Origin of the sequence: Rhodanobacter sp. LX-99, assembly GCF_018599185.1 — a bacterium.
In the GTDB taxonomy this organism is placed as follows: Bacteria; Pseudomonadota; Gammaproteobacteria; order Xanthomonadales; family Rhodanobacteraceae; genus Rhodanobacter.
The window spans coordinates 2020266-2042153 of the sequence record NZ_JAHFVL010000001.1; the positions used below are offsets into that span (position 1 = coordinate 2020266).

Annotated in this window: 15 protein-coding genes, 2 tRNA genes and 3 rRNA genes; 13 read left to right on the forward strand and 7 right to left on the reverse strand. The window is 64.7% G+C overall.

Features of this window, described 5'->3' with window-relative positions:
- Nucleotides 1-54 precede the first annotated feature (54 nt).
- Genes coaBC through KK131_RS17665 form a run of 3 tightly spaced genes read left to right on the forward strand, consistent with a single transcriptional unit; the run spans nt 55 to nt 4087 of the window.
- Complete coding sequence (gene coaBC / locus KK131_RS09285; protein WP_214556368.1) at nt 55-1260, forward strand: bifunctional phosphopantothenoylcysteine decarboxylase/phosphopantothenate--cysteine ligase CoaBC; 1206 nt, start codon at nt 55-57, stop codon at nt 1258-1260.
- Complete coding sequence (dut, locus tag KK131_RS09290) at nt 1257-1715, forward strand: dUTP diphosphatase (RefSeq protein WP_214556369.1); 459 nt, start codon at nt 1257-1259, stop codon at nt 1713-1715. Before coaBC ends, dut begins: the two co-directional genes overlap by 4 nt.
- Nucleotides 1716-1774: 59 nt before the next feature.
- Entirely contained in the window at nt 1775-4087 is a 2313-nt protein-coding gene (locus tag KK131_RS17665; protein WP_250887430.1) for a phosphomannomutase/phosphoglucomutase, read from the forward strand.
- A gap of 72 nt (nt 4088-4159) precedes the next feature.
- Here the strand turns inward: KK131_RS17665 and KK131_RS09300 are convergent, their stop codons facing one another.
- The 3 genes from KK131_RS09300 to KK131_RS09310 form a co-directional block, all read right to left on the reverse strand.
- The gene (locus KK131_RS09300) at nt 4160-4801 is read right to left on the reverse strand and encodes a DUF4124 domain-containing protein (RefSeq protein ID WP_214556370.1); all 642 of its coding nucleotides are present in this window, start codon (nt 4799-4801) and stop codon (nt 4160-4162) included.
- Nucleotides 4802-4917: 116 nt separating this feature from the next.
- Nucleotides 4918-5565 carry an orotate phosphoribosyltransferase gene (gene pyrE / locus KK131_RS09305; RefSeq protein WP_214556701.1) on the reverse strand — a complete coding sequence of 216 codons (648 nt, stop codon included), beginning with the start codon at nt 5563-5565 and terminating at the stop codon, nt 4918-4920.
- 24 nt (nt 5566-5589) lie between these two features.
- Nucleotides 5590-6084 carry a GNAT family N-acetyltransferase gene (locus KK131_RS09310; protein ID WP_214556371.1) on the reverse strand — a complete coding sequence of 165 codons (495 nt, stop codon included), beginning with the start codon at nt 6082-6084 and terminating at the stop codon, nt 5590-5592.
- 69 nt (nt 6085-6153) lie between these two features.
- Between KK131_RS09310 and KK131_RS09315 the strand changes: the two genes are divergently transcribed.
- From KK131_RS09315 to KK131_RS09325, 3 genes are all read left to right on the forward strand, one after another.
- Nucleotides 6154-6924, forward strand: a complete 771-nt coding sequence (locus KK131_RS09315) for an exodeoxyribonuclease III (protein ID WP_214556372.1) — start codon at nt 6154-6156, stop codon at nt 6922-6924.
- 67 nt (nt 6925-6991) lie between these two features.
- Complete coding sequence (locus KK131_RS09320; protein WP_214556702.1) at nt 6992-8230, forward strand: MFS transporter; 1239 nt, start codon at nt 6992-6994, stop codon at nt 8228-8230.
- A gap of 149 nt (nt 8231-8379) precedes the next feature.
- Entirely contained in the window at nt 8380-8682 is a 303-nt protein-coding gene (locus KK131_RS09325) for a hypothetical protein (RefSeq protein WP_250887436.1), read from the forward strand.
- On the opposite strand, the gene KK131_RS09330 is transcribed toward KK131_RS09325, so the two are convergent.
- Nucleotides 8652-9785: an anhydro-N-acetylmuramic acid kinase gene (locus KK131_RS09330; RefSeq protein WP_214556374.1), complete on the reverse strand. Its 1134-nt coding sequence runs from the start codon at nt 9783-9785 to the stop codon at nt 8652-8654. The two genes, KK131_RS09325 and KK131_RS09330, sit on opposite strands and share 31 nt — an antisense overlap.
- Nucleotides 9786-9798: 13 nt before the next feature.
- The gene (locus KK131_RS09335; protein ID WP_214556375.1) at nt 9799-11244 is read right to left on the reverse strand and encodes a peptidoglycan DD-metalloendopeptidase family protein; all 1446 of its coding nucleotides are present in this window, start codon (nt 11242-11244) and stop codon (nt 9799-9801) included.
- Nucleotides 11245-11419: 175 nt separating this feature from the next.
- Here KK131_RS09335 and tyrS point away from each other — a divergent pair, with 175 nt between their 5' ends.
- The 7 genes from tyrS to KK131_RS09370 all read left to right on the forward strand — a co-directional run bounded on the left by tyrS (nt 11420) and on the right by KK131_RS09370 (nt 19278).
- Complete coding sequence (gene tyrS / locus KK131_RS09340) at nt 11420-12631, forward strand: tyrosine--tRNA ligase (RefSeq protein WP_214556376.1); 1212 nt, start codon at nt 11420-11422, stop codon at nt 12629-12631.
- Nucleotides 12632-13095: 464 nt separating this feature from the next.
- Nucleotides 13096-14640: ribosomal RNA gene (locus KK131_RS09345) — 16S ribosomal RNA — on the forward strand.
- Nucleotides 14641-14814: 174 nt separating this feature from the next.
- Nucleotides 14815-14891, forward strand: a tRNA-Ile gene (locus tag KK131_RS09350).
- Between the two features lie 66 nt (nt 14892-14957).
- Nucleotides 14958-15033, forward strand: a tRNA-Ala gene (locus KK131_RS09355).
- 203 nt (nt 15034-15236) lie between these two features.
- Nucleotides 15237-18119: ribosomal RNA gene (locus KK131_RS09360) — 23S ribosomal RNA — on the forward strand.
- 116 nt (nt 18120-18235) lie between these two features.
- A 5S ribosomal RNA gene (gene rrf / locus KK131_RS09365) occupies nt 18236-18349 on the forward strand.
- The 16S, 23S and 5S rRNA genes sit together here with 2 tRNA genes alongside, the layout of an rRNA operon.
- Nucleotides 18350-18594: 245 nt before the next feature.
- Nucleotides 18595-19278 carry a rhomboid family intramembrane serine protease gene (locus KK131_RS09370; protein WP_214556377.1) on the forward strand — a complete coding sequence of 228 codons (684 nt, stop codon included), beginning with the start codon at nt 18595-18597 and terminating at the stop codon, nt 19276-19278.
- Nucleotides 19279-19282: 4 nt separating this feature from the next.
- On the opposite strand, the gene KK131_RS09375 is transcribed toward KK131_RS09370, so the two are convergent.
- Both KK131_RS09375 and KK131_RS09380 read right to left on the reverse strand, forming a co-directional pair.
- Complete coding sequence (locus tag KK131_RS09375) at nt 19283-20011, reverse strand: glutamine amidotransferase (protein WP_214556378.1); 729 nt, start codon at nt 20009-20011, stop codon at nt 19283-19285.
- Between the two features lie 33 nt (nt 20012-20044).
- A complete protein-coding gene (locus KK131_RS09380) occupies nt 20045-21865 on the reverse strand; it encodes a GspE/PulE family protein (RefSeq protein WP_214556379.1) in 1821 nt (606 codons plus the stop codon).
- Between the last annotated feature and the right edge of the window lie 23 nt (nt 21866-21888).

Genomic DNA, 21888 nt, shown 5'->3' on the forward strand with positions numbered 1-21888 from the left:
AGACGAGTGAATCCGGTAAGCTAGGCCTCTGCCCGATTGTCAGGCCCGCCTTACATGAGTCTTGCCCAACGCCGCATCCTGCTCGGAGTGTCGGGCGGCATCGCCGCCTACAAGTCCTGCGAACTGGTCCGCCGCCTGCGCGATCTCGATGCCGAGGTGCGCGTGGTGATGACCGAGGGCGCCACCCACTTCGTCAGCCCCACCACGTTCCAGGCGCTGTCCGGCCAGGCCGTGCGGGTCAGCCTGTGGGACGCGCAGGCCGAGGCGGCGATGGGTCATATCGAACTGGCGCGCTGGGCGGAACGCATTCTGGTGGCGCCGGCCAGCGCCGACCTGCTGGCGCGGCTGGCGCACGGCATGGCCGACGACCTGTTGACCACGCTGTGCCTGGCCAGCGCCGCGCCGCTGTACCTGGCGCCGGCGATGAACCAGCAGATGTGGGCGCACCCGGCGGTGCAGGCGAATATCGCCACCTTGCGCCAGCACGGCGCGCAGCTGCTGGGGCCGGCGGTGGGCGACCAGGCCTGCGGCGACGTCGGCAGCGGCCGCATGCTGGAGCCGCACGAATTGCGCGATGCGCTGGTGGCCTCGTTCGGCGATCGTTCGCTGGCCGGGCTGAAGGTGCTGGTCAGCGCCGGCCCTACCTACGAGGACATCGACCCGGTGCGTTTCATCGGCAACCGCAGCTCCGGCCGCATGGGTTTCGCGGTGGCCGAAGCCGCCGCCCAGGCCGGTGCCGAAGTGACCCTGGTGGCCGGGCCGGTAAGCCTGGCCACGCCGGCCGGCGTGGCGCGCCGCGTCGACGTGCGCAGTGCGGCGCAGATGCACGCGGCGGTACTGGCCGCCGCCGCACAGGCGGACGTCTATATCGGTGCGGCCGCGGTCGGCGACTACCGGCCGCTGGAGGTATCCGCGCAGAAGCTGAAAAAGCGCGACGGCAGCGAGCTGACCCTGCGCCTCGGCGAGAACCCGGACATCCTGGCCAGCCTTTCCGCGCAAACCGCGCACCCGTTCCTGGTCGGATTCGCCGCGGAGACGCATGATGTGGCGAGCTATGCGCAGGGCAAGCTGCGCCACAAGGGGCTGGACATGATTGCGGCAAACCAGGTGGGCGGCGGTCTCGGTTTCGAGGCGGCCGACAATGCGTTGACGTTGTACTGGGCCGACGGCGCCGTCGAACTGCCGCGGGCGGCGAAAGCCGAGCTGGCGCGTCAGCTGATCGCCCACGTGGCCGCACGCTACCGGGCGACGCGCGGATGACGATCGACGTCGAACTGAAGATCCTCGATCCGCGTCTCGGCGACAGCATCCCGCTGCCGCAGGCCGCCACGCCCGGCAGTGCCGGCATGGACCTGCGCGCCGCATTGGACGCGCCGCTGACCCTGGCGCCGGGCGAAAGCGCACTGGTGCCCAGCGGCATCGCGATCCACATCGGCGACCCGGGCTGGTGCGCGCTGGTCGTGCCGCGCTCGGGGCTGGGCCACAAGCACGGGCTGGTGATGGGCAACCTGGTCGGGGTGATCGATGCCGACTACCAGGGGCCGTTGATGATTTCGTGCTGGAATCGCGGCAGCCAGTCGTACACCATCGCGGTGGGCGACCGCATCGCCCAGCTGCTGCTGGTGCCGGTGGCGCAGGCACGGTTGAACGTCGTGGCCGATTTCGCGCCAAGCGAACGCGGCGGCGGCGGGTTCGGTTCCACCGGCATCCAATAATCAGCCGGGCTGGCCCGAGCGGGTCGGGCCGGCCCTAGGCTACAGCCGCGGGGGCGGGTATGGCGTTGAACATCGCGAACGAACGGCTGCGAGGCCTGCGGGTCGACTGGCAGGCGCTGCTGCCGCTGGCCGGCGGCACCGTGCTGCTGCTGCTGGGTCTGTTCTGTGCGTGGCAGACCTGGCTGATTGCCGACGAAGGCAATGCGATCCAGCGCGTGCATATGGCCCAGGACGAGGCCGTCCAGGCGCTGTCCCGGGAAATCGCCAGTCAGCGCGGTGCGGTCGAAAAGGTGCTGGCAGGCGTGGACCCGGCAACCTTGATGAGCGACCCGGCGCGGTCCGCCGCGGCGCTGCGCCAGCAACTGCCGCAGGCGAAGAAGCTGGAACTGTACAGCGGCGACCTCAGCGAGGTGCTCAAGGCCAATTACCGCGAATTCGGCTACGCCAAGGCGGCCCAGCTGATGGCCGCGCAGAGTGCCGAAGGCGTGCCGCTGGCGCAGAGCGTCTCCTATGGCAACGGCGATCGCCGGCTGAGCCTGGTGATTCCGCTGGGGCCGCCGCAGCAAGCCCAGGCCTGGGCCTGGGTCGAGTTGCCGTTCGCTCCGCTGAGGCAGCGTTTCGCCGCGGTTTCGCCAGCCGGCGGCCGCCTCGACCTGCGCCAGGGCGACGATAGCGGCTACGTGCAGCTGTTCTCGCACGGCACCACCTCGGCCGAAGCCGAGGCGGCCGGCAAGCCGATCGCGGGCAGCGTGTTCAGTGTCGGCGCCGGCCTGCCGGGTGCCTTCATCGTGTTGCCGCGTTCGTGGCTGCTGAGCGGGCTGCTGACCTTGTTCGGCCTCGGTGGCGGCGGCTACCTGCTGTGGCTGCGCCTGCGCCATCTGCGGGCACCGTCCGAAGCGGAACAGCCCGAAGCCGCGGTCGAAGTCCCCAAGGTCGCGGCGGTCCGCGTCCGACCGCCGGCGCCGGCCGCGCCGCCGGTTGCGGCGGCGGTCGGCGTGGACCCGGGCATCTTCCGCGCGTACGACGTGCGCGGCGTGGTCGGCAAGACCTTGAACAAGGACGTGGCGCGCGTGCTGGGCCAGTCGATCGGCACGCTGATGGGCGAGAAGGGCCTGCGCGAGATCGTGGTCGGCCGCGATGGCCGGCTGTCCGGGCCGGAACTGGCCGGGGCACTGGCCGAAGGCCTGCGCGAGGCCGGCGTGGACGTGATCGACATCGGCGCAGTGCCGACGCCGGTGGTGTACTACGCCACCTACCGCTTCAACACCGGCTGCGGCGTGGCCGTCACCGGCAGCCACAACCCGCCGGACTACAACGGCTTCAAGATCGTGGTCGGCGGCGAGACGCTGTCCGAAGGGGCGATCCAGGACCTGTACCAGCGCATCGCCAGCGGCGCGCTGGCCAGCGGCGGCGGCGGTGGCCTGCGCCAGGTCGACGTGGCGCCGGACTATATCGAGAAGATCATCTCCGACGTGCTGGCCGAGCGCCGCCTGAAGGTCGTGGTCGATTGCGGCAACGGCATTCCCGGCGCGATCGCGCCGCAGGTGCTGGAGGGCGTCGGTTGCGAGGTGATCCCGCTGTACTGCGACGTCGACGGCACGTTCCCGAACCACCATCCGGACCCGTCCGATCCGGCCAACCTAGAAGACCTGATCCTCGCGGTGAGACAGACCGGGGCCGACCTGGGCATGGCGTTCGACGGCGATGGCGACCGCCTCGGCGTGGTCACCAAGGGCGGCGAGATCATCTATCCCGACCGCCTGCTGATGCTGTTCGCGCGCGACGTGCTGTCGCGCCAGCCCGGCGCCACGATCATCTACGACGTGAAGTGCACCAGCCACCTGAAGGGGCAGATCCTGGATGCCGGCGGCAGTCCGCTGATGTGGCGCACCGGGCATTCGCTGATCAAGGCGAAGATGCGCGAGACCGGCGCCGAACTGGCCGGCGAGATGAGCGGGCACTTCTTCTTCAAGGAGCGCTGGTACGGCTTCGACGACGGCGTCTACGCCGCCGCGCGGCTGCTGGAGATCCTCGCCGGCGACCTGCAGGGGCGCCGCCCGGAGGAGATCTTCGCGACGTTGCCGAAGAGCGTCTCCACGCCGGAACTGAAGGTCGAGCTGGCCGAGGGCGAGCACTACCGCTTCATGGACAAGCTGCGCCAGCAGGCCAATTTCGAGGACGCCACCCTGGTCACCATCGACGGCATGCGCGCGGACTGGCCGGACGGCTGGGGACTGGTGCGCGCGTCGAACACCACGCCGGTGCTGGTGCTGCGTTTCGAGGCGGACAGCCCGGTCGCGCTGAAGCGGATCCAGCAGGTCTTCCGCCAGCAGCTGCTGGCAGTGGATCCCGGGCTGAAGCTGCCCTTCTGACATCGCGGGCCTGGACAGGATGTCGAGGCTCATTCCGGCGGATGGCGGGGTTCACATCGCCGCAGAACTGCCCTACTCCGCCGGCTGCTCCTGCGCCGCCTTGAGTTCGCGATAGTGCGCCAACTGCCCGACCTGCTGTTGCACGGTCTGTGCGTGCAAGGTCTGCTGGCGGCGCAGCGTGTTGCGCAGGGTGGCGACCACGTTGCGCTGCTGCGCGATGCTGTCGGCCAGGAATTTCGGCACCGGGCTCTTGGCGTTCTCGAGGTCGGCCGCGCGGCCGAGCAGGTCGGTCAGGGCCTTTTCCTGGCTGCGCAGGTTGATCTGGGTGGTGTGGATCTGCTGGTCGATGGTGTCCAGCGCCTGCTGCAGCGAGATCTGGTAGGACTCCTCGTCCGGATAGGCCGCCAGCATCTGCGTGTCGGCGTTTGCGCGCTCCTGCGCGGCGCGCTGTTTGGCCGCCTGTTCGGCGGCCAGCTTGTTGGCCGCGGCGCGTTCTGCGGCGGTCAGCTGGCGCGGTACGTGTTGCACCACCAGGCCACGGTCGTTGACCAGGTCGTAGCCGTACTTCATCGCTTCGGCGGTGAGGCTGTCACTGAAGTGCATCAGGCCTTGCCCGTCGTACCACTTGTAACGGATGTTGCCGGTGTTCTGGGCGCGCGCCGACAGGCTCGCGACCAGTACGACAGCAGCAATGACGAGCAATGGTTTGCGCATGGATTCCTCTCTCGTTGCCCAGTATAGCCAGCGTTATCGCGCTGCCTAGTTCCGCGCCGACGGCAGCGGCCGCCAGTGTGACCGGGTTCGCCTGAGTCTATCGGCCGAACAGGCTCTCAACGCTGAACCCCGTAGCGCTCGCGGTAAGCCAGCAGGCGGGCATGCTCGGCGGCCAGCTGCGGGCGCTCGCCGGCATATGCCAGCACGTCGTCGAGGCCGGTGATCGCGATCACCGGGATGCCATAGTCGGCGGCCACTTCCTGTGCGGCGGAGCGTTCGCCCTGGCCGCGCTCCTGCCGGTCCAGCGCGATCAGCACGCCGGCAGGCGTGGCGCCGTGCGCGCGGATCAGCGCCAGCGATTCGCGCACCGCGGTGCCGGCGGTCATCACGTCGTCGACGATCAGCACGCGGCCCTTGAGCGGGGCGCCGACCAGCACGCCGCCCTCGCCGTGATCCTTCGCCTCCTTGCGGTTGTAGGCCCACGGCAGGTCGCGGCCGTGGCCGTCGGCCAGCGCGATCGCGGTGGCGGCGGCCAGCGCGATGCCCTTGTAGGCGGGGCCGAACAGCATGTCGACGGCGATGCCGGCGTTCATCACGGCGGCGGCATAGGCGCGGCCGAGTTGGGCCAGCGCGGCGCCGGAGTCGATCCGCCCCATGTTGAAGAAGTACGGGCTGTGGCGGCCGGATTTCAGGGTGAAATCGCCGAAGCGCAGTACTTCGCGTTGCAGTGTGAGTTCGATGAAGTCGCGCTGGTAATCGTGCACGGGTACGTCTCGCAAGCGGTGGAGTCAGGGCAGTGGCCGCCGCAGCAGGCGCTGCGGGCCGGAACGCCCGCCATGGTACAGCTCGCCGCTGTCGTCGAAGCCGGCGCGCTGGTACAGCCGCAGGGCCGCGTGGTTGCTGCGGTCGACCATCAGCACCAGTTGGCGCGCCCACGGGCGACGCCGGGCGAGGTCGGCGAACATGGCCTGCAACGCCAGTTGACCCAGGCCGCGGCCTTGCCAGGCGGCATCGATGAAGAACCCGCGCAGGCCCAGCGACGGCGGTTCGAGGTCGCGCCCCGTCACACCGCGCGGCGTGGCTTCGACGCAGTAGTAGCCGACCGGCGTGTCGCCACGCAGGATCGCCATCGCTTCGCTGTCGGGGCACAGCGCCACGTCGGCCAGCAGGTCGGCGATCGCGCCGACCCAGCCGCGCTGGACCGGCAGTACGTGCAGGCCCAGCAGCTTCGGGCGCAGTGCGTCGTCGACCGGGACGACGCGGATGGCGGCAGTGGCTGGCATGTTCGCTTCCATGGCGGTGGCGGGGTGCCGTGGTTGTTATGATCACCCATCACGAGATCGGGAGAGTCCATGCGCATCATCAGCCTCAACGCCAACGGCATCCGCTCGGCCGCCACCAAGGGCGTGTTCGACTGGCTGCGCAAGCAGGACGCCGACGTGATCTGCCTGCAGGAAACCAAGGCGCAGGAAGGCCAGCTGACCGACGCGATGTTCCGACCCGACGGCCACCACTGCTTCTACCGCGACGCCAGCAGCAAGAAGGGCTACAGCGGCGTGGCGATCTACGCCAGGCGCGAGCCGGACCAGGTGCTGACCGAACTGGGCTGGGACGAGTTCGACAACGAAGGCCGCTACATCGAGGCGCGCTTCGGCAATCTCAGCGTGGTCTCGCTGTATTTCCCGTCCGGCTCCTCCGGCGACGAGCGCCAGCAGTTCAAGTTCAAGGCGATGGAGTGGATCACGCCGATCTTCGATGCGTGGCTGAAAAGCGGCCGGGACTACGTGATCTGCGGCGACTGGAACATCGTGCACACGAGGAACGACATCAAGAACTGGTCGTCCAACCAGAAGAACTCCGGCTGCCTGCCGGAAGAGCGCGCGTGGCTGGACCTGCTGTTCCACGAGCGCGGCTGGGTCGACAGCTTCCGCGCGATCAAGCCGGACGCCGTCGAATACACCTGGTGGTCGAACCGCGGCCAGGCGCGCGCGAACAACGTGGGTTGGCGCATCGACTACCAGGTCATCACGCCGTCCTTGCGCCAGCGTCTCAAGTCCTGCTCGATCTACCGCGACGAACGCTTCTCCGACCACGCGCCGTACACAGTCGACTATGCCGACTGAGCCGCTGCCACGTAAGCCGGCGAAGCCGTCGGTATGGCGGGCGTTCGCCCAGCCGGCGGCGTGGACGATGTTCCTGTTCGGCTTTTCCTCCGGCCTGCCGTTCCTGCTGGTGGCCGGCACGCTGGCGTACTGGCTGAAGGAAAACGGCATCGAGCTGAAAGACATCACGATGATCGCCAGCGCCGGCATGACCTACGCGTTCAAGTTCGTGTGGGCGCCGCTGCTCGACCATTGGCGAATCCCCGGCTTCGCCCGGCTCGGCCAGCGCCGCGGCTGGCTGCTGTTTGCGCAGCTGGGCGTGACGGTCGGGTTGCTGGCGATGGCGGTGCTGACGCCGGCGCAGCTGGCTCCGTTCGTGGCGGCCACGCTGGCGGTGGCGTTCTTTGGCGCGACCCAGGACATCGCGGTGGATGCCTACCGCATCGAGATCGCGCCGATCGAGGCGCAGGGCGCGCTGGTCGCCACCTACTCGCTGGGCTACCGGATCGGGCTGCTGCTGGCCGGCGCGGTGGCGCTGATCCTGGCCGACCACCTGCCGTGGCGGCTGGTCTACGCGTTGATGGCGATCGCGATGGCGGTGCCGCTGGCGACCACGCTGATGGCGCGCGAGCCGGACGTGCTGCGGGTACGGGCTGCGCGCTGGCGCGACGCGATGCGCGAGAGCGTGATCGATCCGTTCGCCGATTTCTTCCGTCGCTACGGCTGGGCGCTGGCCGGCGTGACGCTGCTGTTCCTGCTGCTGTTCAAGATGCCCGAGCAGGCCACGATCGGCGGCATCATGAGCCCGTTCTATCGCGACATGGGTTTCTCCAAGACCGAGATCGGCACCATCACCAAGATCTACGGCATCTGGATCGGCATCGTCGGCGTGTTCATCGGCGGCGCCGCGGTGGCGCGCTGGGGCGCGTGGCGTCCGCTCGGCGTCACCATCGTGCTGTGCGGCTGCAGCAACCTGCTGTACCTGTTGCTGATCGCCCACCCCGGCAACCTGCTGGTGCTGACCCTGGTGATCTCCGGCGAAAACCTGACCCTGGGCATGCTGGGGCCGCCGACGGTGGCGTTCCTGTCCTCGCTGGTCAACCGCCAGCACACCGCGACGCAGTACGCGCTGCTGAGCTCGCTGGTCAACCTGCCCGGCAAGCTGCTCGGCTTTTTCGCCGGCGGCATCGCCACGGCCACCGGCTACGGCGGCTACTTCGTCATCACGGTGCTGGCGGTGCTGCCGTCGATGCTGCTGTTCGCCTGTCTGTGGCGCTACTTCCGCGGCGTCGAACGCGCACGCGTGGCGGCGGAAGCGGCTGCGTAGGCGCCCAGCCGGGCAGCGTGGCGGCGCTCACAGTAAAACTGCCAAGTCATCCACGGAATCGTCGTCGCGACGCCTGGCTTCGTCATGGCTGTGCAAGCATCCGGCACGACAGGGGGCACGTGCAACAGGGAGTGACGCTTGTGCCGGACATGATCTTGCAGCACGTCGACAGTCTGCTCACCGAGCGCATCCGGGCGCTGGCCAGGGAACGCCAGTGCTCGATCAACGACGTGATGCTGCACGCCTTGCGCAATGGCCTGGGCATCTCGGCCGCCCAGCATTTCAGCGAAAGCCTGCGCGACCCGGAGGCGCTGACCGTGCTCGAAGGCCAGTGGGAAGCTGCGGAACAGGGAGTGTTCCAGGAAGCGCTGCGCGCGCTGGCGCAGACCCGCCCGACCCAGCTGGCGCCGGAGCGCATCCGTTACGACGAACCCGCGGCAGGCGCGGAGTAGATCGCGCCAAGCACCCGCGGTCCGCGCGCGCCGGTGACCGCCGGCAGGTTGCCGGGCAGGCCGAGCAGGCGCTGTCGTGCCAGCCAGGCGAACGCGGTAGCTTCGAGGAAATCCGGGTCGATGCCGTAGCGCGATGTGCTCAGCAGTGCGCGGGGCGCCAGCAGTTCGCCCAGCCGCCGCATCAGCGCGCCGTTGTGCACGCCGCCGCCGCAAGTCAGCACCTCTTCCGCGTCCGGCGCGTGTTGTGCGATCGCCATGGCGACGCTGCGCGCGGTGAGTTCCAGCAGGGTTGCCTGCACGTCGGCCGGATCCAGCGCGGCGAATGGCGCACGCGTGGCCAGCCACGCCAGGTGGAAATGCTCGCGTCCGGTGCTTTTCGGCGGCGGCAGCGCGAAGTAGGGATCGGCCAGCAAGGCATCGAGCAAGCCGGCGTCGGGGCGGCCGCTGGCGGCGTACGCGCCGTCGCGGTCGAACGGCTCGCCGCGCTGGCGCAGGCACCAGGCATCGAGCAGGCCGTTGGCCGGGCCGGTGTCGAAGCCGAGCACGCGGCCGTCGGCGCCAAGCACGGTGATGTTGGCGATGCCGCCGAGGTTGAGCACCACCCGCGCATGTCCCGGCCGGGCCAGCAGCATCGCGTGCAGCGCCGGCAGCAAGGGCGCGCCCTGCCCGCCCGCGGCGATGTCGGCGCGGCGGAAATCCGCCACCACGTCGATGCTGCAGCGTTCGGCGATCACGCTGGGATCGCCCAGTTGCAGCGTGAACGGATACGTCCCGGTCGGGCGGTGGCGCAGGGTCTGGCCATGCGAGCCGATCGCGCGGACGGCTGTTGCCGGGGTACCGCTGTGTTCGAGCAGCTGCAGCGCCGCGTCGGCGAAGCCGTGGCCGATTTCGACGTCCAGCCGTCCAAACGTATCCAGGTCCAGTGCGGTTTCGCCCTGGGCCAGGGCAAGCATGCGTTCACGCAGCGCCGTGGGCCAGGGATGCGCGTGGCTGGCCAGCAGCTGCGGCACGCCGCGGCTGAAGCTGACCAGCACGCTGTCGATGCTGTCCGCGCTGGTGCCGGAGATCAGTCCGAGGTAGAGCGCCGAGGCGTCGTCGTCCACGCGCGGCGGACGCTCAGTTGTCGTGGTTGGCGGGGGCGTTGGCACGCGCCAGCTTGATGCGGGAGTCCAGTTCGGTCAGGCGCGCCAGCTGGGGTTTCACCACTTCGGCCTTGAAACGCGCCATCTGCGCGGCCGGCAGCGGCTGGGGCTTGGGCAGCGTGACCGTCTGCGGGTTGCGCTGTACGCCGTTGACGCGGAATTCGTAGTGCAGGTGCGGGCCGGTGGCGAGGCCGGTCATGCCGACGTAGCCGATCACTTCGCCCTGGCGCACGCGTTCGCCCACGTGTTGACCCTTCACGAAGCGCGACATGTGGCCGTAGGCGGTGCTGATGGTCTTGTCGTGCTGGATCACCACGAAGTTGCCGTAGCCGCGCTCCCAGCCGTGGTACTTGATCACGCCGTCGCCGGCCGCATGGATCGGGGTGCCGCTGGGCGCGGCGTAGTCGACGCCCTTGTGCGCCCGCATGCGGCCGAGGATCGGGTGCATGCGGGCCGCGGTGAACTGCGAGGATATGCGGGTGAAATCGACCGGGATGCGCAGGAACGATTTCTGGATCGGCCGTCCGTCTTCGCTGTACCAGCCGTAGCTGCCGTCGGCCTTCTTGAAGCGGTAGGCGGTGTAGCGCTTGCCCTGGTTGACGAACTCGGCGGCGATGATGTTGCCCTGGCCGTAGCGCACGCCGTCGCGGTAGATGTCGTCGTAGATCACTGTGAAGCTGTCGCCGACGCGGAGATCCTGCACGAAGTCGATGTCGTACTTGAACAGGTCGGCAAGCTTGCCCACCATCGCCGCATCCATGCCGGCCTGGTCACCGGCAGCGTACAGGCTGCTGCGGATCACGCCATGCGCCACCTGTTCGCGCAGGTCCATGTCGCGCTGCTGGATGGCGACGGTGGGCTGCGCGCCGTCGAGACGGACGGTGGCGCGGCTGGCCTGGTCGCGATCGAAGCGGAAACCCTTGAGGCTGCCGTCGCTGCCGAGCAGGAAGTCGAATTCCTGGCCCGGACGGATGCTGTGCAGGGCGGATTTCGCGCCGGCGGCGGCGTCCATCACCTTCTGCAGATCGGTCATGTCGAGGCCGCGGGCGGTGAAAATATCCGACAGCGTCTGGCCCGGCTGCACCCGCACCACCTGCCAGTCGTCCACGGTCGCGGCCGTGACGCTGACCGGCGCGATCTTGGGCAGCGCCAGCGGCAGCAACGAGTGCACTTCCGGCGTGGGCGCGGGACGCATTGCGCTGGCCCAGGCGGGCATGATGAAGCCGGACAACAGGGTGATCAGCAGCGCGGTGCCGGCGAGTACCAGACGCTCGCGGTTCCAGCGGATCGGCTCGATCTCGCCCGAGCGATTGAACGACCAGTGTGCACGGCGCTCGTAGAAGTGGGAGTGCCGACGCTGTGCCTTGCGACAGATCGCCTGCTTGCGGGTTTGCCGCGCCCCCTGCTTTTCTTCTGCCATGCTGTACACGCCCGCGCTACAAAGTAACAAACTTCGCGTACCATAACGGTCATGTGCAAAGGGCGTCAACGCCTTTCGCATCAAGGGTTTGCAACGCATTCCTGGTTAACACACAATTAACGTTGACGGCACGGTCACATTGCGGGCCGCTGCCCACTTCATCAGAGAGAAACCCATGAGCGAGCTTGAGCAGGCGCTGGCCACGATTGCGCGCGGCGCCGACGAAATCATCAAGCGGGAGGATCTGGCCGAGCGTCTGAAAAGCGGTCGCCCGCTGCGGATCAAGGCCGGCTTCGACCCGACGGCGCCGGATCTGCACCTGGGCCACACCGTGTTGCTGAACAAGATGCGCCAGTTTCAGGACCTGGGTCACCAGGTGATCTTCCTGATCGGCGACTTCACCGGCATGATCGGCGACCCTACCGGCAAGAACGTCACCCGCAAGCCGCTCAGCCGCGAAGACGTGCTGGCCAACGCCGAGACCTATGCCGAGCAGGTCTACAAAGTGCTTGACCGCGAGAGGACCGAGCTGCGCTTCAATTCCGAATGGTTCGGCCAGATGTCGGCGGCCGACATGATCAGGCTGGCTGCCCAGCACACCGTGGCGCGCATGCTCGAGCGCGACGACTTCACCAAGCGCTATGCGGCGCAGCAGCCGATCGCGATCCACGAATTCCTGTATCCGCTGGTGCAGGGCTACGACTCGGTGGCGTTGAAGGCGGACGTGGAACTGGGCGGCACCGACCAGAAGTTCAACCTGCTGATGGGCCGCGCGCTGCAGGAACACCACGGCCAGCCGCCGCAGATCGTGTTGACCATGCCGCTGCTGGAAGGCCTGGATGGCATCAACAAGATGTCCAAGTCGCTTGGCAACTACATCGGCATCAACGAGCCGGCGATCGACATCGTCACCAAGACCATGAGGATCGGCGACGAACTGATGTGGCGCTGGTTCGAGTTGCTCAGCTTCGACGTGTCGCTGGACGAGCTGGCCCGGATGGAGCAGGACATTGCCAGCGGTGCACTCAACCCGCGCGACGCCAAGCTGCGCCTCGCGCGCGAGCTGGCTGCACGCTTTCACGACACGGCGGCCGCCGAGCAGGCGATCGCGGGCTGGCATGCCGTCGTACGCGGCGAAGGCGATACTTCGCTGCTGCCGCAGGCCGACGTCGTGGTGCCGGCTGAAGGCATGCGGCTGGCGGCCTTGCTGACCGCGGCAGGACTCACCGCCAGCAACTCCGAGGCAAACCGCAAGTTGAAGGAGCGCGCCGTGCGCATCGACGCCGAAGTGGTGGTGGATGCACAGCGCGTCTTCAGCGCCGGCTTCGAGGGCGTACTGCAGGTGGGCAAGCGCAACTTTGCCCGTGTGAAGCTCGTGCTCGCCTGATTTCGCCACGTCCGCGCCGGCAGGCGTGGCGGTGCGGACACTCTGCGAAAAAGAAAATTCGGCGACGCCACAGTCGCTTGCGAAGATTTCGTGAAATTTTTCTCAAGAAACGCTTGCCAAATAAAACACAGCCCGTATTATTCGCGGCCCGCAGTCGCCCAACGTCGCAAGATGGACTGACGGGACCTCGAAGAAGCTTCGCCGAGGGTGTTGACGGTCTAGAAAAGCGATGTAGAATGGGCGGCTCACCCGGGACGAAAGGTTGCGGGGTGATCACCGAAACGGTGGTCGGCGGGAAGATCTTTGACAGTGTGCGCAGGTGAATTGTGTGGACGTCTTGTGTTGGAGGGTTGCGACCTGTCCAAGCAATGCAAGCGTCCCACCAAGTAAAAGTCAGTAATGAGTTTTGATTGGTTGGGAAGAACGCTTCAGAAAGATAGATCGTCTCCGGACGATCGAAAACTTAAGTGAAGAGTTTGATCCTGGCTCAGATTGAACGCTGGCGGCATGCCTAACACATGCAAGTCGAACGGCAGCACAGAGGAGCTTGCTCCTTGGGTGGCGAGTGGCGGACGGGTGAGTAATGCATCGGGACCTACCCAGACGTGGGGGATAACCTCGGGAAACCGGGACTAATACCGCATACGTCCTACGGGAGAAAGCGGGGGACCTTCGGGCCTCGCGCGGTTGGACGGACCGATGTGCGATTAGCTAGTTGGTAGGGTAATGGCCTACCAAGGCGACGATCGCTAGCTGGTCTGAGAGGATGATCAGCCACACTGGGACTGAGACACGGCCCAGACTCCTACGGGAGGCAGCAGTGGGGAATATTGGACAATGGGCGCAAGCCTGATCCAGCAATGCCGCGTGTGTGAAGAAGGCCTTCGGGTTGTAAAGCACTTTTATCAGGAACGAAATACCACGGGTTAATAACCTGTGGGGCTGACGGTACCTGAGGAATAAGCACCGGCTAACTTCGTGCCAGCAGCCGCGGTAATACGAAGGGTGCAAGCGTTAATCGGAATTACTGGGCGTAAAGGGTGCGTAGGCGGTTGTTTAAGTCTGTCGTGAAATCCCCGGGCTCAACCTGGGAATGGCGATGGATACTGGGCAGCTAGAGTGTGTCAGAGGATGGTGGAATTCCCGGTGTAGCGGTGAAATGCGTAGAGATCGGGAGGAACATCAGTGGCGAAGGCGGCCATCTGGGACAACACTGACGCTGAAGCACGAAAGCGTGGGGAGCAAACAGGATTAGATACCCTGGTAGTCCACGCCCTAAACGATGCGAACTGGATGTTGGTCTCAACTCGGAGATCAGTGTCGAAGCTAACGCGTTAAGTTCGCCGCCTGGGGAGTACGGTCGCAAGACTGAAACTCAAAGGAATTGACGGGGGCCCGCACAAGCGGTGGAGTATGTGGTTTAATTCGATGCAACGCGAAGAACCTTACCTGGCCTTGACATGTCCGGAATCCTGCAGAGATGCGGGAGTGCCTTCGGGAATCGGAACACAGGTGCTGCATGGCTGTCGTCAGCTCGTGTCGTGAGATGTTGGGTTAAGTCCCGCAACGAGCGCAACCCTTGTCCTTAGTTGCCAGCACATCATGGTGGGAACTCTAAGGAGACTGCCGGTGACAAACCGGAGGAAGGTGGGGATGACGTCAAGTCATCATGGCCCTTACGGCCAGGGCTACACACGTACTACAATGGTCGGTACAGAGGGTTGCCATACCGCGAGGTGGAGCCAATCCCAGAAAGCCGATCCCAGTCCGGATCGGAGTCTGCAACTCGACTCCGTGAAGTCGGAATCGCTAGTAATCGCGGATCAGCTATGCCGCGGTGAATACGTTCCCGGGCCTTGTACACACCGCCCGTCACACCATGGGAGTGGGTTGCTCCAGAAGGCGTTAGTCTAACCGCAAGGAGGACGACGCCCACGGAGTGGTCCATGACTGGGGTGAAGTCGTAACAAGGTAGCCGTATCGGAAGGTGCGGCTGGATCACCTCCTTTCAAGAAATGACGGCGTGAGTCTTCACGCAAGACGTCCACACAAGACACCTGTACTTTACGCAAAGTCCCTTTTGCGAAGAGCAAAACCGGCCATCCATGGCCGGACTCTTCAACAAAAGCCGGTCCGAACCCAGGTTCGAGGCAGGCTGGCGTAGGTTCTGGGGCTCGATCTCTGGGTCTGTAGCTCAGGTGGTTAGAGCGCACCCCTGATAAGGGTGAGGCCGGTGGTTCGAGTCCACCCAGACCCACCATTACCTCACGCGAGTCCATCCGCGAAGGGCAGATCAAGACCGCCCTTCCCTGGGCGGACTCCTCAAGGGGCCTTAGCTCAGCTGGGAGAGCACCTGCTTTGCAAGCAGGGGGTCGTCGGTTCGATCCCGACAGGCTCCACCATCAAGCGCCGCGTGAAGTATCAGCACACCCAAGATTTTGAAATCATCCGGCATTGAGGCCGGTGTGATGTTCTTTGAAAACACGTAAACGAGTGACAAGCGTCTTGGTTCGAACCGAACCGAGACAAGTGTTAAGGCACGAAAACGAAGTAACTTGGCTGCACCTGAGGAGGGTGTAGGCCCCGAGGCGACTTGGGGTTATATGGTCAAGCGACTAAGCGTATACGGTGGATGCCTTGGCAGTCAGAGGCGATGAAGGACGTGGCAGCCTGCGAAAAGTGTCGGGGAGCTGGCAACAAGCTTTGATCCGGCAATGTCCGAATGGGGAAACCCACCGCGCAAGCGGTACCGTGCACTGAATACATAGGTGTACGGGGCGAACCCGGGGAACTGAAATATCTAAGTACCCGGAGGAAAAGAAATCAACCGAGATTCCCTGAGTAGCGACGAGCGAACGGGGACTAGCCCAAAAGCACATTGTGTTCTAGTCAAACGGCATGGAAAGGCCGGCCATAGATGGTGATAGCCCAGTCGACGAAAGGGCACTTTGTGTGAAATTGAGTAAGGCGGGGCACGTGAAACCTTGTCTGAACATGGGGGGACCATCCTCCAAGGCTAAATACTACTGACTGACCGATAGCGAACTAGTACCGTGAGGGAAAGGCGAAAAGAACCCCGGAGAGGGGAGTGAAATAGACCCTGAAACCGTATACGTACAAGCAGTGGAAGCCCGCAAGGGTGACTGCGTACCTTTTGTATAATGGGTCAGCGACTTACTGTCAGTGGCAAGCTTAACCGTATAGGGGAGGCGAAGAGAAATCGAGTCTGAATAGGGCGCATAGTCTCTGGCAGTAGACCCGAAACCGAGTGATCTATCCTTGGCCAGGTTGAAGGTGCGGTAACACGCACTGGAGGACCGAACCCACATCTGTTGCAATAGATGGGGATGAGCTGAGGATAGGAGTGAAAGGCTAAACAAACTCGGAGATAGCTGGTTCTCCTCGAAAGCTATTTAGGTAGCGCCTCGGACGAATCTTCCTGGGGGTAGAGCACTGTTATGGCTAGGGGGTCATCGCGACTTACCAAACCATGGCAAACTCCGAATACCAGGACAGACTATCCGGGAGACACACGGCGGGTGCTAACGTCCGTCGTGAAAAGGGAAACAACCCAGACCCGCAGCTAAGGTCCCAAAGTCATAGCTAAGTGGAAAACGATGTGGAAAGGCATAGACAGCCAGGAGGTTGGCTTAGAAGCAGCCATCCTTTAAAGAAAGCGTAATAGCTCACTGGTCGAGTCGGTCTGCGCGGAAGATTTAACGGGGCTAAGCTATGCACCGAAGCTCGGGGTGTGCACCTTTAGGTGTACGCGGTAGAGGAGCGTTCCGTAAGCCTGTGAAGGTGGATTGTAAAGTCTGCTGGAGGTATCGGAAGTGCGAATGCTGACATGAGTAACGATAATGGGGGTGAAAAGCCCCCACGCCGAAAGCCCAAGGTTTCCTCGCGCAACGTTCATCGGCGCAGGGTGAGTCGGCCCCTAAGGCGAGGCAGAAATGCGTAGTCGATGGGAAGCTGGTTAATATTCCAGCACTTTTCTACAGTGCGATGTGGGGACGGAGAAAGTTAGGTCTACCGGGCGTTGGTTGTCCCGGGGAAAGGCGGTAGGCATGGGTCTTAGGCAAATCCGGGGCCCTTTATGCCGAGCACCGAGACGAGTCCTATTTGGACGAAGTGACTGATACTACGCTTCCAGGAAAAGCCACTAAGCTTCAGCTGTAGAAAAACCGTACCGTAAACCGACACTGGTAGGCAGGGTGAGAATCCCAAGGCGCTTGAGAGAACTCGGGTGAAGGAACTAGGCAAAATGGCACCGTAACTTCGGGAGAAGGTGCGCCCATCGACGTGGTCACGTGCGTGACTGAGCGTTGATGGGTCGCAGTAACCTGGCCGCTGCGACTGTTTATCAAAAACACAGCACTCTGCAAACACGAAAGTGGACGTATAGGGTGTGACGCCTGCCCGGTGCTGGAAGGTTAATTGATGGGGTCAGCCGCAAGGCGAAGCTCTTGATCGAAGCCCCAGTAAACGGCGGCCGTAACTATAACGGTCCTAAGGTAGCGAAATTCCTTGTCGGGTAAGTTCCGACCTGCACGAATGGCGTAACGACAGCGGCGCTGTCTCCACCCGAGACTCAGTGAAATTGAATTCGCTGTGAAGATGCAGCGTTCCCGCGGCAAGACGGAAAGACCCCGTGAACCTTTACTATAGCTTTACACTGAACGTTGAGTTCTTCTGTGTAGGATAGGTGGGAGGCTTTGAAGCGCAGACGCCAGTTTGCGTGGAGCCATCCTTGAAATACCACCCTGAAGTGCTTGACGTTCTAACCTCGGCCCGTGATCCGGGTCAGGGACCGTGTATGGTGGGTAGTTTGACTGGGGCGGTCTCCTCCCAAAGAGTAACGGAGGAGCACGAAGGTACGCTCAGCGCGGTCGGACATCGCGCACTGTGTGCAATGGCATAAGCGTGCTTGACTGCGAGATCGACGGATCAAGCAGGTACGAAAGTAGGTCATAGTGATCCGGTGGTTCTGTATGGAAGGGCCATCGCTCAACGGATAAAAGGTACTCCGGGGATAACAGGCTGATACCGCCCAAGAGTTCATATCGACGGCGGTGTTTGGCACCTCGATGTCGGCTCATCACATCCTGGGGCTGTAGCCGGTCCCAAGGGTATGGCTGTTCGCCATTTAAAGTGGTACGCGAGCTGGGTTCAGAACGTCGTGAGACAGTTCGGTCCCTATCTGTCGTGGGCGTTGGAGATTTGAGGGGGGCTGCTCCTAGTACGAGAGGACCGGAGTGGACGTTCCGCTGGTGTTCGGGTTGTCATGCCCATGGCATTGCCCGGTAGCTACGAACGGAAGTGATAACCGCTGAAAGCATCTAAGCGGGAAGCACGCCCCAAGATGAGATCTCCCGAGAGCTTGACTCTCCTTAAGGCACCATCAAGACCAGGTGGTTGATAGGTCAGGTGTGGAAGCGCAGCAATGCGTTCAGCTAACTGATACTAATGAGCCGTGCGGCTTGACCATATAACCCCAAGTGGCTTCGCGGGTTTTAACGAAAGTCCGATTCGCATTCACCTCGACGCTTGTCACTCGTTTACGATTTATTGAAGCCGGCGCACTGGCGCTGCTTCAACCCCTTCCCTGGCGGCCATAGCGGCGTGGTCCCACCTGATCCCATCCCGAACTCAGAAGTGAAACGCGCATGCGCCGATGGTAGTGTGGCTTTGCCATGCAAGAGTAGGTCACCGCCAGGGGCTTTATCCTTAGAAGGCCTCCCCATCCGGGGAGGCCTTCGTCTTTTTGGCGTTTGCCGCGGCGATCGCCGATCGCCGGCTCACACGGCTCTCCGTCTCGGGCTTTATCCTGAAACACCCTCATCGGCAACGGTGAGGGTGTTTTCCCCGGCGTCGAAATATCGATTCCATCACCGCGGGCAATGCGCCATCGCCTATGATGGTCGGCACACCTGCGGCCGACACATGTCCTGGGGGAGCGACTCTTGTTTGTCCATGTCGAAACACGTCGCCGTCCCCGTTGGCACTGGGCCACCCTGTTGGTGGTGACGGTCTGTGTCATGTGTTTCGTGGGCCTGGCGCTGACGCCTGCCACGCAACGGGTTTCCCTGTTGCTGGAATGGGGCACGGTACCGGCGAACATCTTCGATCCGCATGAGGCGCTGTTGCCGCAGCTGACCGATCCCGCCTTGCTGCGTCTGTTCACGGCGCTGTTCATCCATGTGACCTGGCTGCATTTGCTGAGCAACCTGCTGTTTCTGGCGATCTTCGGCTTGCCGGGCGAACGCGCATTGGGCTCGCTGCGGTTCCTGCTGCTGTTCGTGGTGGGCGGGATCGTGGCGAACCTGATCGGTGCGTTGTCCCTGACCGGCGTACGCCTGCCGATCATCGGCTGCAGTGGCGCGGTATCGGCGGTGGTCGGCACGTATGTGGCGCTGTTTCCGCGTGCCCGGCTCGGTTTGGTGCTGCCGCTGGGCCTGTACCTGGAGTTCGTGCGGGTGCCGGCGTTCCTGCTGATCGGCCTCTGGGTTCTGCTGCAATTGCTGTTCAGCTATGCGGGGCCGAGCTATGGCGCCTACGTCTGGTGGGCGCACATCGGCGGTTTTCTGTTCGGCGTGGTGTTTGCATTGTTCTCGCGCGATGCGATCGCCCGCCGCCTGCGTGGCTGAGGCTTCAGCCTGCAACCGCAATCCAGCGATGGTGGCGTGAGAACTGGCGTAGCAGCCGGCGGGCGATCGGCGTGGCGGCCACCGCGCTGAAGATCTGCTGCGGGTCCGTACCCTCGCGCTGCATATCGGCGTGCTTGCGCTGGATATAGGCACGCATCACTTCGGCATTGAACTCCGGATGGAATTGCGCGCTGAGCGCATGCGGTCCGTAGCGCAGCAGTTGATGCGGGTCGCGTGCCGATCGAGCCAGTACGGCGGCTCCGTCTGGTGGCTCGATCACGCTTTGTTCGTGCGTGGTGTGCGCGCGGAAGCTGGCCGGCAGCCTGCGCGCCAGCGGATCCTGCGCGCCGGCGGCTGACAACTCGATCGCCTGGGTGCCGATTTCACGCCCGCCCGGCAAGTAATCGACGCGCCCGCCCAGCGCGTGTGCCATCAGCTGGTGGCCGTAGCAGACGCCGAATAGAGGCAATTCGGCATCCATCGCATCGCGGATCCAGCCGGCGGTGCGCTCGCTCCATGCCGAGCGCTCGGTGACCATGGCCGCCGAACCGGTGATGATGGCTCCGGCGACTTCCCGCGGCGCCGGCAGTGCCTCGCCGGCCGCGACGTCGACGATGCGCAGCTGCTGCGGGTGCAATCCCGCGCCAAGCCGGAACCAGTGGGGGAAGTCGCCGTGGCGGGCTCGGATGCGATCCGGCGCGCGACCGGTGCGGATGATCAGTACGGGCTTCATGCGGGGAGTCGGTCACGCGTCATCTGGACGTCTTTACGGCTGGATATTGTCGAACGCATCGATCGGCGGCAAGACGGTGAGGATTTCCTGCACGGTGGTCAGTCCGGCAGCCACCTGGTCCGCGGCCGAGATGCGCAGCGGGCGCATGCCTTCGGACAGTGCGGCCTGGCCGAACCCGCTCAGGTCGAGCTGGGCCGAGATCATGCCACGCAAGCGCGGCGACAGCTTCAGCATCTCGTAGATGCCGGTGCGGCCGAGAAAGCCGGTATTGCGGCATTCCAGGCAACCGACCGGCTGGAACACCTGCTGCGGCAGCGGCATGTCCCAGCCGTGGGTGAGTACGGTCCAGGCCTGAAGGTCCTGCGCGCTCGCCCGCTTGCAGTGCGGGCACAGCGTGCGCACCAGTCGCTGCGCCACCACGCCGGTCAGGGTGGACTGGATCAGGTAATGCGGCACGCCCAGGTCGAGCAGGCGGGTGACCGCGCTCGGCGCGTCGTTGGTATGCAGGGTGGACAGCACCAGGTGGCCGGTGAGCGAGGCCTGCACGGCCATCTGCGCGGTTTCCAGGTCGCGGATCTCGCCGATCATGATGATGTCGGGGTCCTGTCGCAGCAGCGTGCGCACGCCGGCGGCGAAATCCAGCTCGATCGCCGCATGCACCTGCATCTGGTTGAACTCCGGCGAGACCATCTCGATCGGGTCCTCCACCGTGCACACGTTGAGCTCCGGCGTGGCCAGATGCTTCAGCGTGGAATACAGCGTGGTGGTCTTGCCCGAACCGGTCGGGCCGGTGACCAGCACGATGCCGTGCGGTCGCTCCACCATGCTGCGCCAGTTGGCGCCCTCAGAGGGAGAGAAGCCGAGCTGGGCGAAGTCCTTCACCACCAGGTCCGGGTCGAAGATGCGCATCACCACCTTCTCACCGAATGCCGTGGGCATGTTCGAGATGCGCAGCTCCACCTCGCGGCCGGAGGACGAGCGGGTCTTGATGCGGCCATCCTGCGGGCGGCGTTTTTCGGCCACGTCCATGCGCGCCAGGATCTTGATACGCGCGGTCACTGCGGTCATCACCGGCGAGGGCAGCTCGAACACCTTTTGCATCACGCCGTCGATGCGGAAGCGGATATGCCCGGTGTCGCGGCGTGGTTCCAGGTGGATGTCCGAGGCGCGCTGTTCGAACGCGTACTGCAGCAGCCAGTCGACGATGTGTACCACGTGGCGGTCATCGGCGCCGACTTCGCCGCTCTTGCCGAGCTCGACCAACTGCTCGAAGTTGAGGATCGCCGAAGAGGCATCGCTGCCGCCCTTGGCGTCCTGCGCCAGCTGGATCGAGCGCTGGACGCCGTAGAACTCCTGCAGGTAGCGGTTGATGTCGATCGGGCTGGCCACCACGCGCTTGATGTCCCGCCGCAGCATCTGCGCGAGGTCGGGTGCCCAGCCGGCTTCGAACGGCTCGCAGGTGGCGAACGTCACCTCGCCCGGAGCGGCCGCGATCGGCAGGATCCGGTGGCGCTTGGCGTAGGCATGGCTCACCACCTGGGTCACCGAGGCGACGTTGATCTTCATCGGGTCGATCTTGAGGTACGGCAGCCCGGCGTGGCCGGCCAGCCACTCGGTCAGGGCCTCCAGGCTGAGCGGTCGGCCCTTTTCGTGCTGGTTAGCCAGCTTGGCGTTCGCGATCAGCACCAGCGGGTGCAATTCGACCGTGCTGCGGCCGGCCCGGGCACCCATGCGCACCTGCTTGGCGTCATCGGCCAGCAGGTAGCCGTCGACCACCAGCGTCGCCAGCAGTTCGTCCAGCTCCAGCCGGCCACGCCGGCCGAGCAGGGATGCGATTTGAGGTGAAGCGACCATCCGGATGCGTCCCCCGCGATGCG